This is a genomic window from Flavobacterium rhamnosiphilum (assembly GCF_004349195.1).
GTDB lineage: Bacteria > Bacteroidota > Bacteroidia > Flavobacteriales > Flavobacteriaceae > Flavobacterium > Flavobacterium rhamnosiphilum.
The window spans coordinates 26,634-41,574 of record NZ_SMLG01000001.1 but is presented as its reverse complement, the minus strand read 5'-3'; the positions used below and the strand labels follow the sequence as shown (position 1 = coordinate 41,574).

The 14,941-nt window shown below is 34.4% G+C and carries 14 protein-coding genes; 13 read left to right on the top strand and 1 reads right to left on the bottom strand.

The window, feature by feature from the left end:
• Positions 1 to 10: 10 nt before the first annotated feature.
• Positions 11 to 2,071 carry a methionine--tRNA ligase gene (gene metG / locus E0I26_RS00170; protein ID WP_131914488.1) on the bottom strand — a complete coding sequence of 687 codons (2,061 nt, stop codon included), beginning with the start codon at positions 2,069 to 2,071 and terminating at the stop codon, positions 11 to 13.
• An 808-nt stretch (positions 2,072 to 2,879) separates the two neighbouring features.
• Between metG and E0I26_RS00165 the strand changes: the two genes are divergently transcribed.
• From E0I26_RS00165 to E0I26_RS00110, 13 genes are all read left to right on the top strand, one after another.
• Entirely contained in the window at positions 2,880 to 3,797 is a 918-nt protein-coding gene (locus tag E0I26_RS00165) for a hypothetical protein (RefSeq protein WP_131914487.1), read from the top strand.
• 167 nt (positions 3,798 to 3,964) lie between these two features.
• Positions 3,965 to 4,336: a hypothetical protein gene (locus tag E0I26_RS00160; RefSeq protein WP_131914486.1), complete on the top strand. Its 372-nt coding sequence runs from the start codon at positions 3,965 to 3,967 to the stop codon at positions 4,334 to 4,336.
• Between the two features lie 54 nt (positions 4,337 to 4,390).
• Positions 4,391 to 4,651 (top strand): hypothetical protein, encoded by a 261-nt coding sequence (locus tag E0I26_RS00155; RefSeq protein ID WP_131914485.1) that lies wholly within the window; start codon positions 4,391 to 4,393, stop codon positions 4,649 to 4,651.
• 368 nt (positions 4,652 to 5,019) lie between these two features.
• A complete protein-coding gene (locus E0I26_RS16410) occupies positions 5,020 to 5,190 on the top strand; it encodes a hypothetical protein (protein ID WP_165929382.1) in 171 nt (56 codons plus the stop codon).
• Between the two features lie 68 nt (positions 5,191 to 5,258).
• Positions 5,259 to 5,798, top strand: coding sequence for a DMP19 family protein (locus E0I26_RS00150; protein WP_131914484.1), 540 nt, complete (start codon positions 5,259 to 5,261; stop codon positions 5,796 to 5,798).
• Positions 5,799 to 6,032: 234 nt separating this feature from the next.
• The gene (serS, locus tag E0I26_RS00145; RefSeq protein WP_131914483.1) at positions 6,033 to 7,304 is read left to right on the top strand and encodes a serine--tRNA ligase; all 1,272 of its coding nucleotides are present in this window, start codon (positions 6,033 to 6,035) and stop codon (positions 7,302 to 7,304) included.
• A gap of 122 nt (positions 7,305 to 7,426) precedes the next feature.
• Entirely contained in the window at positions 7,427 to 9,202 is a 1,776-nt protein-coding gene (locus E0I26_RS00140; protein ID WP_131914482.1) for a tetratricopeptide repeat protein, read from the top strand.
• A gap of 123 nt (positions 9,203 to 9,325) precedes the next feature.
• On the top strand, positions 9,326 to 9,637 hold the full coding sequence (locus tag E0I26_RS00135; protein ID WP_131914481.1) for a DUF4286 family protein: 312 nt from the start codon (positions 9,326 to 9,328) through the stop codon (positions 9,635 to 9,637).
• Between the two features lie 211 nt (positions 9,638 to 9,848).
• Positions 9,849 to 10,628: a 16S rRNA (adenine(1518)-N(6)/adenine(1519)-N(6))-dimethyltransferase RsmA gene (gene rsmA, locus E0I26_RS00130; RefSeq protein WP_131914480.1), complete on the top strand. Its 780-nt coding sequence runs from the start codon at positions 9,849 to 9,851 to the stop codon at positions 10,626 to 10,628.
• On the top strand, positions 10,618 to 11,970 hold the full coding sequence (mgtE, locus tag E0I26_RS00125) for a magnesium transporter (RefSeq protein WP_131914479.1): 1,353 nt from the start codon (positions 10,618 to 10,620) through the stop codon (positions 11,968 to 11,970). Before rsmA ends, mgtE begins: the two co-directional genes overlap by 11 nt.
• 239 nt (positions 11,971 to 12,209) lie before the next feature.
• Positions 12,210 to 12,986: a pyrroline-5-carboxylate reductase gene (proC, locus tag E0I26_RS00120; RefSeq protein ID WP_131914478.1), complete on the top strand. Its 777-nt coding sequence runs from the start codon at positions 12,210 to 12,212 to the stop codon at positions 12,984 to 12,986.
• A gap of 342 nt (positions 12,987 to 13,328) precedes the next feature.
• Entirely contained in the window at positions 13,329 to 13,850 is a 522-nt protein-coding gene (locus tag E0I26_RS00115) for a hypothetical protein (RefSeq protein WP_131914477.1), read from the top strand.
• Positions 13,851 to 14,047: 197 nt separating this feature from the next.
• Positions 14,048 to 14,905 carry an amidohydrolase family protein gene (locus tag E0I26_RS00110; protein ID WP_131914476.1) on the top strand — a complete coding sequence of 286 codons (858 nt, stop codon included), beginning with the start codon at positions 14,048 to 14,050 and terminating at the stop codon, positions 14,903 to 14,905.
• Positions 14,906 to 14,941: the final 36 nt, after the last annotated feature.

Here is a 14,941-nt window from a genome sequence, read left to right as displayed (position 1 = left end):
TATAATTTACTTAATTGATTGTCTCTCCATTGGCAACGCCATCCGTATCCGGATTCACAAAAACCAGTTTTCCTTCGGCATTGGTGGTCATCAAAATCATTCCCTGGCTTTCTACGCCACGAAGGTTTCTTGGAGCCAAATTTACTAAAACAGTCACGCGTTTTCCAACAATGTCTTCTGGTTTAAAGCTCTCGGCAATTCCCGATACTATCGTGCGAACGTCAATTCCGGTATCTACCTTCAAAATCAAAAGCTTGTTCGCTTTTGGCATTTTTTCGGCTTCCAGGATCGTTCCTGTACGGATATCCATTTTGGCAAAATCCTCAAACTGAATTAATTCTTTCTGAGGCTCCGCTACTTTATTCTCGGCTTTGTTAGCGGTTTTAGTCGCTTCCAGTTTGTCTATTTGTTTTTGGATTTCCTCATCTTCAATTTTTGCAAACAACAATTCAGCTTCGCCAATTTGATGTCCGGCAGGAATCAAATCAGAATTTTGAGCAATAGTATTCCAGTTTAACGGACTTTCTATTTTTAGAATTCTTGACAATTTTGTAGCTGTAAATGGCAAGAACGGTTCGCAAAGTGAACTCAATGCAGCTGCAATTTGCAACGCCACATACATTTGTGTTTGTACGCGCTCCGGATTGTCTTTGATAACTTTCCAAGGTTCTTCATCCGCCAAATATTTATTTCCTAAACGCGCCACATTCATCAATTCACTCAAGGCTTCACGAAATCTGTAACGTTCCACAGAACTTGAAATCACAGCAGGATAGGCTTTCAATTCGGTTAAAGTCGCTTCGTCTACTTCCGAAAGTTCGTTCGGTTGCGGAACAATTCCGTTGTAATATTTATTAGTTAAAACCACGACACGATTAATGAAATTCCCGTAAATCGCCACCAATTCATTGTTATTTCTCGCCTGAAAATCTTTCCAGGTAAAATCATTATCCTTAGTTTCCGGCGCATTCGATGTCAACGCATAACGCAAAACATCTTGCTGATTTGGGAATTCTTCTAAATATTCGTGCAACCAAACTGCCCAGTTTTTAGAAGTCGAAAGTTTATTTCCTTCCAAGTTCAAAAACTCATTTGCAGGCACATTGTCTGGCAAAATATAACTTCCTTCGGCTTTCAACATCGCAGGAAAAATGATGCAATGGAAAACAATATTGTCTTTCCCAATAAAGTGAACCAGTTTTGTGTCTTGATCTTTCCAGTACGGCTCCCAATCTTTTCCTTCGCGCAAAGCCCACTCTTTGGTAGATGAAATATAGCCAATCGGCGCATCAAACCACACATATAATTTTTTTCCTTCGGCTCCTTCAACCGGAACATCGATTCCCCAATCGAGGTCACGAGTTACTGCACGAGGCTCTAACCCACCATCAATCCACGATTTTACTTGCCCGTAAACATTCGGTTTCCAGTCATTTTTATGTCCAACGAGAATCCATTCTTTCAAGAAATCTTCATAACGGTCCAAAGGCAAAAACCAGTGTTTCGTTGATTTCAAGATAGGAGTTTCTCCCGTAATTGTAGATTTTGGATTAATCAAATCTGTAGCATTCAGCGTAGAACCACATTTCTCGCATTGGTCACCATAGGCTTCTTCGTTGCCGCATTTTGGGCAAGTTCCCACCACAAAACGGTCTGCCAAGAATTGATCTGCTTTTGCATCATACAATTGTTCGGTCACTTCCTCGATAAAGTCACCTTTGTCATACAGTTTTCTAAAAAATTCCGAAGCCGTATCATGATGAATTTTAGCCGAAGTTCTGGAATAATTATCAAACGAAATTCCAAAATCAGAGAACGATTTACGAATGATTCCGTCATATTTATCGATTACTTCCTGTGGCGTAATGCCTTCTTTTTTGGCTTTCATCGAAATCGCCACGCCGTGTTCGTCGCTTCCGCAAACAAACAAAACGTCTCTTCCCTGCAATCTTAAATATCTGGAATATATGTCAGAAGGCACGTAAACCCCCGCCAAATGGCCAATGTGAATCGGTCCGTTCGTATAAGGCAATGCCGCAGTAATCGTATATCTTTTTGGATTCTGTATCATGATTCAATTTTATTGAGTGCAAAAATAAGCAATAGAATTTTTATTTGAAGCAATTTCCCGCTATCCGTTGCAATCTTTTACTTTTTAAAGAAAAAAGTAAAAGGATTTTCACTGTTATCGGGGCTAAGGCAATCATTTTCATAAGAACGTTTTCGTCTTGTTTGTCATTTCGAGGCTTAATTCTTTTACAAAAAAAGTCAATGGTAGGAACGAGGAATCAAAAAAGAATTCCTAAAACTTGAAAAAACAATTTAGTTTATTAGATCAGAGTATGATTTTAGTGTGGTAAAAGTTGATTATTGTCGATTTAGTAGTTATTCTTCAAATAAATCACTTCCATTAATATTTAAGGAATTGACTGTTTTCATCATTGCGCTAATCTTTATTTCTTGTTTTTCTTTGATATGTTTTTTCAAGTTTTCAACATCTAAACCTGTACCATATACGACATCACGTTGTTTAATATTCTTAAATATTTAATGATTGCTTTTATTCTGTTTCCAACTAGAACAACAATTTGTGGGATTTCTTTTTTCGCTCTACACTCATGCAATGAATTTAGTTGTAATCGATTTTTTATAAGTGATTGTAAATAGTCGGTTGTTTAAAGCTGTAAATATTCTATATTTGTAAAAAGGCAGGTTTTTCTTTAAAAGTATTTACGTAATTAACCACAATTCTATGGTTTTTAATGCTATATAACTTAAATGAATAGATAGAAAGAATTGAAAGAAATGAGATTTAAGAAGAAAAAGTCAGCAGAATTAGAAAATACAACACAATAAATATTTTAAATAAAATACCAGATTTGAAAATTCAAGTTATGATTCTTAAATACTTACAAAGAACTAAAAAAGAAAAAAAATACATGGTTATTCATGTATTTTTTTTATTAATAACAAACTTCTGTAATTCACAAACTAAATTAATATATGAAGGTAAATATTTAGGTGGTTTTGCAAAATATGAATACTTTGAAACCAATGATTATGAAAGAATTAAACAAGGGTCTTTTTTATATAATTCAACAGATAGAAAAGTTATCATTGAAGGAAACTTTAATGATAATAAATTTAATGATAATTGGACTTTTGTTTATAAAGAGAATATAGGTTATAATAAAGAATTTAGTTATATAAATGGTAAATATATAGGAGGTAAAAAAAATGGTTTGTGGACATATAAATATAATAATCCTGATAAAAAAATACATAATGTGTCATCTTTTACTTTTAAAAATGACACGTTAATAGGTGAAATAGTACTTGACGATTTTAAAATTGAATTAGATTCATTGGGGAATTTTAATGGCTTAATAAATTTTAAAGGTCGAAGTAGGTCTGGTGACAGAACAGGCTTTATAATTGAATTTTACAAAAATCACATCATCAAATATATTGAAAAAGAAGAACAAGACGGAAGAGTTTTAGAAAAATATACACCAAATAGAGATAGTATAATTAATTTTATAAACAATAAAAATAAAAATATAATTAGTTTTGATTTATCAAATAAAGACAGATATTGTAACTGTAAAATTTTTGGATATGAGGGTAAAGATTATGAATTAATTGAAAATGTGACCTATAGCTATGTAGTGAATTTTAGAGAAAATATTCAAAAAAAACAATCAATAGCTATAGGTGCTGGTTCATTTTATAATGACTTCGTTTCTTTTGTTCTGAAATCTCCTGAATTATTATTTTTTAAAAAAGAGAATGAATAAAACCTTTTCAGTAAAATAACTCACGTTACGCAAAAGCACTATGAAATTTTATAGTGCTTTTGCGTAACGTGAGTTAGTAAATTAGAATTACAAAATGAAGCAGATAAAGTTGCAAAATCATTTGTAAAACCCGATGGCACATTTGCATATAAATAAAAACTAAAAAAATGAAGAAAATTGTTAGCTTATTTATTTTATTTACGCTTTTAACAGCTTGTGGAGAACAACCTAATTGTAATAATGAAGAAATTACAAATACAGTTTTTCAAATTTTAGAAGAAAATAATGAAATCTTAATTAATGAAAATGGTAATAGAGCATTTATATACAATGTAAGTGCCAAAGACTCAAAAATAGATAATATAATGACCACTTCCTTTGATAATAGTTTGAAAATTTGTAACTGTGAAGGAAATATTAAAATTGGAGATACAATTATTTATAAGGGTTCAATTAAATATACAGCTCAAAAAAATGAAAATGATGATTTAATTGTAAAGGTAGAATCTGTAAGTCCATTATCTGAAGAATATAAGTAATCCATTAAATCAAAAACTGAATGATTGTTGTATTCCATAATTTATTATAAAAAAATGAAACCAAAAGACAAAATAAACCTATCAAAAGATCACAGTATCGAATGGGGAGAATCAAGCTGGGATAATGGAAGTGATTTTTCGATAAGAAATAGATTTGATAATAATTCAAATGGAGGATTTAATATTAGAGGATCAAGTGAACTTCCATGGCATGATTTCAATACTATGATTTTAGAAAGTATCAAAAGAAATCATTTTACTGAGTTAGATATTACAAATATATTGATTGAAATAGCAAAAAATAGAATAAAATAATCACTATATAAAGGATCTCTGTGTAGCCTTTGCGAACCTTGGTGTTATAGCTTTTATGTAAAGATTTATGAAATTTTTTATGAAAACCTTAGCGCAACTTCACGAAGTTACCTCGTAAAATAGAACCAATTTAAACTAAGGTTTCAAGTTCTAAAAACCCGATAGCGCAGATATGTAATCTGTGCCCGCAAGAGAAATTAAAACTAATTGAATTAGTAAATAATCATTTTTAGAAATAAATATTGCCTGTCTTTTTGCCTTAGTTTGTCTGCGCGGATTGCAAATCAGCACTATCGGTTGGATTTGTAATCTGTTCTTACAATCAGTTTATTTATATTTGCAAACGTAATTAAAGTAGCGTATAAATTATGGCAAAAGGACCCGAAAAAAACACCAAAAATAAGGCTTTACATACCAAATTGCTAAATCGGAAAAAGGCTAAACTTCAAGAGGAGAAAAAAGAAAAAGCCTTGCGTTTGAAAGCTTTGGTTACAAAAATGAATCAGAAAAAGAGTAGTGACGAATCTGATGTCATATAAATCACATTGTATTTCTTTCCTGTAATAATTTACCCGAAATTTGCAGCACATATTCAAACACAAAACCTATGGAATTCGGTAGAATAATTATTTCAGAAACTGCAATGAACAGTGAAAATCTCCAAGATGTAATTCACTCTAATATTTCGGTAATCAATTTAATGCGTGAGGAAGGCATAAACGATGATTTGATTCACGAAGATGCTATAATGAGTTACTATTTAGATTATTATACCTCACAATATACCGAAGGAAATTTTGCTCAGTTTGTATATAATTCGGGTTGGGATAAAGAATTAAACGAATTAATCGAAGAAGGTTTGGCATTAATTGGCGCCGAAAAACATTTGGAATTGTTCCGACAGCAATCCAAAAAAGTAAAATTAATGAGCAGTGTGAAGTTGAATAAGTTCCTGAAAGGGAAATTGGAAGGCGTAAACCCTATCAGAGATTTGCTTAACAACGACGCTTTTTTTGAAATAGAAGAAAATCTAATTACTTTGAATGCTACTTTCTTAAAAACCCACCCAGATTTCGAAGTCCTTTCTGTAGATGACATGTTTGCAGCCTTAGAAGAATTTGTGGGTCATGAGATTAAAAGAGAGTAATCTAAAGTCAAAAGTCGCAAGTTTTAAAGTCTCATTCTTAATGCGTTTAGTTGGTTACTGACTTTATTCTATTGATTGTAAATCACATGCAATAATAATCGGGCAATAATCGGTGCATTTGACTTTAAGACATTAAGACTTGCGACTTTTGGACAAACTTTCCCTCATTTCTATCAAACATTTCCTTAAATTTGCTTCCATTATTATAAAAGTTAGCGTTAAAAAAATCAAGCTATGTTACAAATCGCATTTATTAGAGAGAATCAAGAAAAAGTAATCACCGCTTTGGCAAAGAGAAACATCGATGCTACAAGTGTTGTTGAAGAAGTGGTACAACTGGACGAAAAACGTCGCGCTACGCAAGTGGAGTTAGACGGAATTTTATCCGAATCTAATAAATTATCCAAAGACATTGGCGAATTGATGAAAGGCGGAGAGAAAGCGAAAGCCGCAATTCTAAAAGAAAAAACCGTTTTAAACAAAGAGAAAAGCAAAGCTTTAGCGGAAACGGCTGATGCGCTTGCCGCAGAACTTTTAGAAAAATTATATACGTTACCCAATCTTCCTGCTGATATTGTTCCTGTTGGAAAAACACCAGAGGAAAACCTAAACGTTTTTGAAGAAGGGGAGATTCCAGTTTTGCATGAAGGAGCGCAACCGCATTGGGAATTAGTAAAAAAATACGACATCATCGATTTTGAACTTGGAGTAAAAATCACAGGCGCAGGATTTCCGGTGTATAAAGGAAAAGGAGCACGATTACAACGCGCCTTGATCAATTATTTCTTGGATAAAAATACGGCTGCAGGGTACAATGAAGTTCAGGTGCCGCACATGGTAAATGAAGCATCTGCTTATGGAACGGGACAATTGCCGGACAAAGAAGGGCAAATGTACCATGATAAAACCGATGATTTATATTTAATTCCAACGGCTGAGGTTCCGGTAACGAATTTGTTTAGAGATGTAATCTTAAACGAAAATGAATTACCCGTTTTAACAACGGCCTATACACCATGTTTCCGTAGAGAAGCAGGTTCTTATGGCGCACACGTTCGTGGATTGAACCGTTTGCATCAATTTGACAAAGTAGAAATCGTTCGTGTAGAACATCCTGATAAATCATACGAAGCTTTGGACGGAATGGTGGAACACGTTAAAAATATATTGCAGGAATTGAAATTACCATACCGAATATTGCGACTTTGTGGCGGCGATATGGGATTCACGTCGGCTCTGACGTATGATTTCGAAGTGTTTTCTACGGCGCAAGATCGTTGGTTAGAAATCAGTTCGGTTTCTAATTTTGAGACTTTTCAAGCCAATCGTTTGAAATTGCGTTTCAAAGACAAAGACGGAAAAAACCAATTGGCTCACACCTTAAACGGAAGTGCATTGGCTTTGCCAAGAGTTTTGGCAGGAATTTTAGAAAATTACCAAACTCCGGAAGGAATTGTAATTCCTGAGGTTTTGCGTCCGTATTGCGGGTTTGATATTATAAACTAAAAATTTTAACATATAAGTCATATAAGTTTTTTGCAAAATTCTAAAATGGAGATGATGCAAGTCTTATATGATTTATATGTTTAAAAAAGAGATGTTTGACGAAACAAATTGCAATTAAAACAATGAAAAAACTCTTTCTATATATTACCCTGTTTTTTTCATTGATTTGTTTTTCGCAAAACGAACAATTAGCGCAGTATTATTATGACAAAGGTGATTTTGAAAAAGCAAAAATCAGCTACGAAGAGTTACTGCAAGATATTCCATTAAATTCACAGTATTTTTTAAGAATAATAGATTGTTCTCAGCAATTACAACAGTTTGAAAGTGCCGAAAAAGCCATTCAAGAAAGATTTGACAAGTACAATCAAGGGAATCTTCTGGTGGAATTAGGGTATAATTTTCAGTTGCAAAAAAATGATGCCAAGGCCAAGATTTACTACGATCAGGCTTTAGATCGAATCAAAAAAAATCCAAATGAAGTCTACGGAATTTCAAACGCTTTTGAGAAAAAAGTGTTGCTTGAATACGCGCTGAAATCGTATCAAACCGCTACAGAATTGGAACCGAATTTTAATTTCAATTATCAAATAGGATTGCTTTACGGTCAATTGTCTAATATGGAAATGATGATTTCCACTTTTCTGGACGAAGCGTTTGCGAATCCTCAGAACTCCATTAGAATCCAAAATCAACTGGTTCGTTTTATGGTAGACGAAGGTGACGCAAACTTCAATGAAATATTACGCAAAGCATTAATTCTAAGAACCCAAAAAAATCAAGATCTCTTTTGGAATCATTATTTGAGTTGGTTTTATGTGCAGCAAAAAGAGTTCGGAAAAGCTTTTATTCAGGAAAAAGCCATTTATAAACGCAATCCGGAATCGCTTGCCAATATTGTGAATTTAGGGCAACTGGCTATTGAAGAAGAGAATCAGGAAGCGGCTAAGGAAATTTTGGGCTTTGTATTGGAAAACACACAAGATTTAGAATTGCTTATCCAAGCGAATTCTTATTTGGTAACCATGAAAATTGAAAAAGCGTCCGAAAATGACTTTGCAGCCATCAGCACAGAATTAGACGGTTTGTTGAAGCAATTTGAAATAAGTCCTTTTACCTTATCTTTGCAGCTGATTCAGGCACATTTTACGGCTTTTAATTTAAAAAAACCGGAGGAAGGAAAGGCAATAGTCAAGAGAGCGCTGGAATTGCAATTGAATGATTATGAAGTGGCTAATGCCAAAATGGAACTGGCAGATATTTTGCTGTATGAAGAAAAATTCAACCAGGCTTTAATCTATTATTCGCAGATTGAATTGGATTTGAAGAATGATGTAATGGCACATGAAGCCAGTTTGAAAGCCGCAAAAACCAGTTATTTCAAAACTGATTTTGCGTGGGCTTTGAAACAATTCAAGGAATTGAAATCAGCCAATGCGCAGTTGATTGCGAATGACGCTTTGGAATATTTTCTGTTAATTAATGACAATACCGTAGCCGATTCGACACAAACGGCTTTGAAACAATTTGCCAAAGGAGATTATCTGTTGTATCAAAACAGGAATCAGGAAGCGGTAACGCAGTTTCAGACGATTTTGAAAAACTATAAAGGACAAGAAATAGAAGCCGTGACCTTGTTGCGATTAGGGAAAATATATGAAAAGAAAGGCGATTTTGCTTTGGCTTTAAGCCAATACCAAACGATTATGGATCAGCATAGCGACGGAATTTACATCGACGAAGCGTTGTATTTTTCGGCAGAAATTTATAACAAGCAATCGCTACCTGAAAAAGCGAAACCATTATATGAAAAGGTATTGTTCAATCATCAGGACAGTATTTATTTTGTGGAAGCAAGGAAGAAATTCAGGCAATTGCGAGGAGATACTAATTTGTAAAATGGCAATATCAATGTCAATTTCAAAATGCAAAACACGATTACAAATAGAATCTGGAGAATAGAACAGATAATTTCTTTAAAGTCTTAATACTTAATTCTCTAATCTTAATACTTTTAAATAATGATATTATACAACGTTACCACAAACATACATGAAAGCGTTCACGATCAATGGATGATTTGGATGCAATACAAACATATTCCTGAAATTTTGGCTACAGGGAAATTCTCTTCGGCTAGAATGGTACGGGTTTTAATTGAAGAAGAAATGGGCGGAGTAACCTATTCGGTTCAATATGCAACGGACAGCAAAGAAACTTTGGAGAAATATTACCAGGAAGATGCACCCGCTTTTCGTGAAGAAGGATTGAAATTGTTTGGAGACAAAATGCTTGCTTTTAGAACAGAATTAGAGTTGATTGCAGATTATTAAAAAGTGTTCAGTGTTCAGTTAGAAATCTACGAATCTTGAAGTTGTAATTTGCGACTTGAAGTTGGATTGAAAATAATATAATTGGAGGTCGCAATTTGCGACCTCCGATTTAAAGAAAATATAAATACGCTTTGTGTCTTTGCACCTTAGTGGCAAAACAAAAATATAAAAACACTTTGTGCCTCAGTGCCTTCGTGGCAAAACAAAAAACATGGAAAAAGTAACAGCCAAAAAACACCTCGGACAGCACTTTCTTAAAGACGAAAGCATCGCAAAAGACATTGCCGACACGTTGAACTTAGAAGGATATGATGATGTACTGGAGATAGGCCCGGGAATGGGAGTTTTGACAAAATATTTGTTGGATAAACCGGTGAACACGTACGTTATTGAAATCGATACGGAATCAGTGACGTATTTGGACCAAAATTATCCAAAATTAAAAGATAGAATCATTTCAAAAGATTTCTTGAAATACAATATCAACGAAATTTTCGAAGGGAAGCAATTCGCTATAATTGGGAATTTCCCGTATAATATTTCGACACAAATCGTATTTCGAGCCTTGGAATACCGCGATCAGATTCCGGAATTTGCAGGAATGTTCCAGAAAGAAGTGGCGCAACGTATTTGTGAAAAAAAAGGGACAAAAGCCTATGGAATCCTATCGGTTTTAGTTCAGGCTTTTTATGATGCCGAATATTTATTTACGGTAGATGAAAATGTTTTTATTCCGCCACCAAAGGTGAAATCAGGAGTTTTACGTTTGCGCAGGAAGAAAGATTACAGTTTGCCTTGCGGCGAAAAATTGTTTTTTACGGTAGTGAAAACGGCTTTTCAACAACGACGTAAAACGTTACGAAATAGTTTAAAAACCTTAAATTTGTCGGATAGTTTGAGAGAAGATGAAATTTTCAACCTTCGACCAGAGCAATTAAATGTAGAACAGTTCATAGCACTCACCCAAAAAATAGAAGCCGATGGAGTTTAAAATCAGCAAAGAATTAATTCAGGAATTAGAGCAACTCATTCAAAGTAAAGACGACCAGCAACTGGGAGTGTTATTGAATGATATGCACCATGCTGATATTGCTGAAATTCTGGATGAGCTTGATTTTAATGAAGCGACCTATATTTTTAAAGTATTAGACAGTGAAAAAACCGCCGAAATTCTTCTGGAATTGGAAGATGATTTGCGGGAGAATATATTAAGCAGGCTTTCGGCAAAAGAGATTGCGGAAGAATTAGATGAGCTGGAAACGAATGATGCAGCTGATATTATTGCGGAGCTTTCACAAGATTTGAAAGCCGAAGTAATATCAGAGCTTCAGGATGTTGAGCACGCTAAAGATATTGTTGACTTATTGCGTTATGACGAAGATACCGCAGGTGGAATCATGCATAAGGAATTGGTTAAAGTCAACGAAAATTGGAATGTGCTAACGTGTGTAAAAGAAATGCGCATTCAGGCCGAAAATATCTCCAGAGTCCATTCTATTTATGTGGTGGATGATGAAGACCGATTGAAAGGACGTTTGTCCCTCAAGGATTTATTGACCACTTCTTCCAGAACACCGGTAAGTGATGTTTACATCCGAAAACTAAACTCAGTTAAAGTAGATACCGAAGATGTTGAGGTGGCACGAATCATGCAAAAATACGATTTAGAAGCCATTCCTGTCGTAGACGAAATGGGACGATTAGTAGGAAGAATCACCATTGATGACATTGTAGATGTAATCAAGGATGAAGCCGATGAGGATTACCAGTTGGCAGCAGGTATCTCGCAGGATGTTGAAGCAGATGACAGCATATTTGAACATACAAAAGCACGATTACCTTGGTTAGTTTTGGCTCTTTTAGGTGGTTTTATCTCCGTAAAAGTACTGGGATTATTTGAAGGCGCGATGCTGGAACATGGCAATTTGTTCTTTTTTACGCCACTTATTGCCGCAATGGCAGGAAATGTTGGGGTGCAATCATCGGCGATTATTGTGCAAGGTTTGGCTAACAATACGTTGAGCGGATCCTTGTTTAATAGATTGGTCAAGGAAGTGTCCCTGAGTTTATTAAACGGAGTCATTCTGGCGACAATATTATTTTTAGGAAGTCATTTTCTGTTGAATGTCGAATTCATCATTGGAATTATTGTCACTATAGCATTGGTTTCTGTAATTATTATTGCCTCGTTAATAGGGACTTTTATTCCGTTATTGCTGGATAAATTTGGTATCGACCCCGCTTTGGCAACCGGACCATTTATCACTACCAGTAATGATATTTGCGGAATTCTGATTTATTTTTCGATAGCAAAAATGATTTTGGGATTTTAAGAAAGAAACAAGAGTATAGAACAAAGAGTATAGAAATTGTAAGTGCAAAATTTTAAAACGTTATTTAATTTTTGTGAAGTAAAACGGAACAGAAATAAAAGAATAGACGAAAATAATTGAAAGCAAATTGGATTCAAATATTTTTAAAAGAATCTAAAATATATAATAAAAACTAACACTTTTCCATATCGGCTCCCTCTCCTTCGGAGAGGGTCGGGGAGAGGAAAACCACAACCAGCATGAAAGTACACATCATTGGCGGAGGAAACTTAGGCGTTTCTATCGCATTAGGACTATCAAAATTTTCACCAGAAAACCAGGTTACCATAACCCGAAGAAACACATCCAGTATTCTGTATCTTGAAAAATTGGGCGCTACAGTTTCCACTAATAACATCCATCAGATTCAGGAAGCCGATGTCATTATTTTGACCATAAAACCATACCAAGTAGATACCGTTTTAGCCGAAATCCTTCCTGTGATTTCCAATAAAATCATCGCTTCGGCAGTGAGTGGATTGTCCATAGAAAATTTACAAAACAAAATCGGTACTTCTAATAGTGCGATCCGAATCATGCCCAATATTGCGGCACAGTTTGGCGCATCAGCCACCTGTATTGCGTTTCACGAAAAAGATAAAGAGAAGGCGCAAGACATAGTTTCTCTTTTTCAGAGTTTGGGAACTGCTCCTATTATTGACGAAAAATTGATGGATGCAGCAACCGTTCTTGCGGCCAGCGGAACCGCTTTTGCGTTACGTTACATTCGGGCTTCAATGCAAGCCGGAATCGAAATAGGATTTGACTGGCAAACCGCATTAGCCATCTCTGCACAAACCGTAAAAGGCGCTGCCGAAATGCTGCTGGAAGAAAAAGTACATCCGGAACAATTAATTGACCGTGTCACCACACCACAAGGCTGCACCATAGCCGGATTGAACGAAATGGAAATGCACGGATTCAGTTCGTCCTTGATACGAGGAATCAAAACGTCATTGAAACAAATCAAGGGATAAGCCTCTTTTGGGCGTGCCCCCATTACAAAAAAGGGTCTTCTCAGCGCAACCGTTGAGATGACCCTTTTTTGTAATGCGGTCTGGCTATCCGCGCTACTTTGGTAGCTTGCTTTTATCCTTCACGCGGAAAGAATTGATTTGTTTACATATTTCCACATCTGAAATCAAAAATCTGCAATCATTCGTCATAGCTTTGTTTGTAAAATTATTTTAGAGAATCTATTTATTTTTAAGTAATTTAGAATCAAAATCTTAGTGTTGCTGTATTTTTAAAACTTGCGTATATTTACAGTTGTAGGAAACCAGTTGACGAAAAAAACGCTAAAAAAATAAATTGACAATATGGACATAAATGTTAGAGAAAAACTAAATGGAATATTTGGATGTTTGTTTGCAGGAATATTTTTTTTAGGATTCATAATTCTATATGTAGGGATTGATGGAAATCTATTATTTGTTGCAATTGGAACTGTAATTTTATTACCATTTTTAGTTTGGTTTTTCCTTTTAAACTTAAAAGAAAAAAAATTTGATACGGAAAAGAAAGCAGAAATTCAGAAACTAAAAAAATACGGTGAAAAAATAATTGTCAATCTTGAAAACATTAAAATAAATTCAAATTCTTGGAGACAAGAAGTTAGAAAAACATCAAAATATGAAGATGAAGTTTCTCATGTTGATATTAACTATAATTTGATTGAAATGAAAGTTCCTTATAGAAGTGAATTCATCAATTATAACTTTCACATAGATATGGATACAACAAAATTGAAAATGCATTTTGCTATTAAAAGAGAAACTATTCTATACGTAGATTTGAAAGACAAAAACAAAAATTATTTAGATTTAGAATTTCTGAATTAAATAATTCGGGCTTCCTACAACACAGGTCTCTAGTCATTTGCAAATTCAGTGGAATTATCGTTTTAAATCGTATTTTCGTTTAGCCGAAAACACTCATTTTCCAAACTTGCAAACGGTTAGAGGCATGGGGACATTGCCTGCAATGCGCATACGAACCAAAATACAATATTGTGAAACCGAAAGTAAAATGAAATTACATGAAAAAATTAATACTAATTCTCATCACATTTCTTTTTGGATCCTATACTGTTTACTCTCAAAAAGTGTTTGACACACATATCCATGGAGAGACAAATCCTGACATTCAAATGCAACAACTAGAAACTTCAGGTGTTTACAAAGCTGCAATCAGTTCTTCATGGGATTTGCAAAATACGTATCGAAATAAATTCAAAATGGAATTATTGCATGGATTAATGTTGCCATGTCCAAATGGGAAAGTACCATACAGTAACCAACTTTGCTTTTCAAACGGAAAGGAATTCCCCGATATTAAATGGGTAGAACAGCAAATTAATGATGGTAAAATTGATTTTATAGGGGAGGTATTAAGCCAGTATTATGGGATTTCACCATCGGATAAATTGTTATATCCTTATTATGCGTTAGCAGAAAAATACAATCTGCCAGTTGGCATTCATACAGGTTTAGCAGGTCCAAATCATGGATGCCCTAATTTTCGAGTGGGTTTAGGTAGCCCAATCTTAATGGAAGATTTAATACTGAAATTTCCGAAATTAAAAATTTGGATTATGCATTCTGGCTATCCTTTTATCGAGGAAACAGTTGGTATTATGAGCGTTTATTGGAATGTATACACAGATATTTCTGTTATTGCAAATCCAGACAATATCCCTTACAAAGATTTTTACACCACAATGAAAAGATTAATAGATGCCGGTTTGGAGAACAGATTGATGTTTGGATCTGATAATGGAGATATCAAACAAGTGATAGAGTCTGTAAATAAACTTGATTTCTTATCTTCTGAACAAAAGGAAAAAATATTTTATAAAAATGCGGAACAATTTTTCGGAAAACTCCCAAAAAAATAGAAAGCATTAGCATCAAAAGTTTCAATAGATTTGGGT

Coding starts and splice junctions, on each gene's coding strand:
- E0I26_RS00160 (WP_131914486.1), top strand. CDS start 3,965: ATGAAGAAAATTGTTAGCTTATTTATTTTATTTACGCTTTTAACAGCT.
- E0I26_RS00110 (WP_131914476.1), top strand. CDS start 14,048: ATGAAAAAATTAATACTAATTCTCATCACATTTCTTTTTGGATCCTAT.
- metG (WP_131914488.1), bottom strand. CDS start 2,071: ATGATACAGAATCCAAAAAGATATACGATTACTGCGGCATTGCCTTAT.
- E0I26_RS00135 (WP_131914481.1), top strand. CDS start 9,326: ATGATATTATACAACGTTACCACAAACATACATGAAAGCGTTCACGAT.
- E0I26_RS00115 (WP_131914477.1), top strand. CDS start 13,329: ATGGACATAAATGTTAGAGAAAAACTAAATGGAATATTTGGATGTTTG.
- proC (WP_131914478.1), top strand. CDS start 12,210: ATGAAAGTACACATCATTGGCGGAGGAAACTTAGGCGTTTCTATCGCA.
- E0I26_RS16410 (WP_165929382.1), top strand. CDS start 5,020: ATGGCAAAAGGACCCGAAAAAAACACCAAAAATAAGGCTTTACATACC.
- E0I26_RS00150 (WP_131914484.1), top strand. CDS start 5,259: ATGGAATTCGGTAGAATAATTATTTCAGAAACTGCAATGAACAGTGAA.
- E0I26_RS00140 (WP_131914482.1), top strand. CDS start 7,427: ATGAAAAAACTCTTTCTATATATTACCCTGTTTTTTTCATTGATTTGT.
- mgtE (WP_131914479.1), top strand. CDS start 10,618: ATGGAGTTTAAAATCAGCAAAGAATTAATTCAGGAATTAGAGCAACTC.
- E0I26_RS00155 (WP_131914485.1), top strand. CDS start 4,391: ATGAAACCAAAAGACAAAATAAACCTATCAAAAGATCACAGTATCGAA.
- serS (WP_131914483.1), top strand. CDS start 6,033: ATGTTACAAATCGCATTTATTAGAGAGAATCAAGAAAAAGTAATCACC.
- rsmA (WP_131914480.1), top strand. CDS start 9,849: ATGGAAAAAGTAACAGCCAAAAAACACCTCGGACAGCACTTTCTTAAA.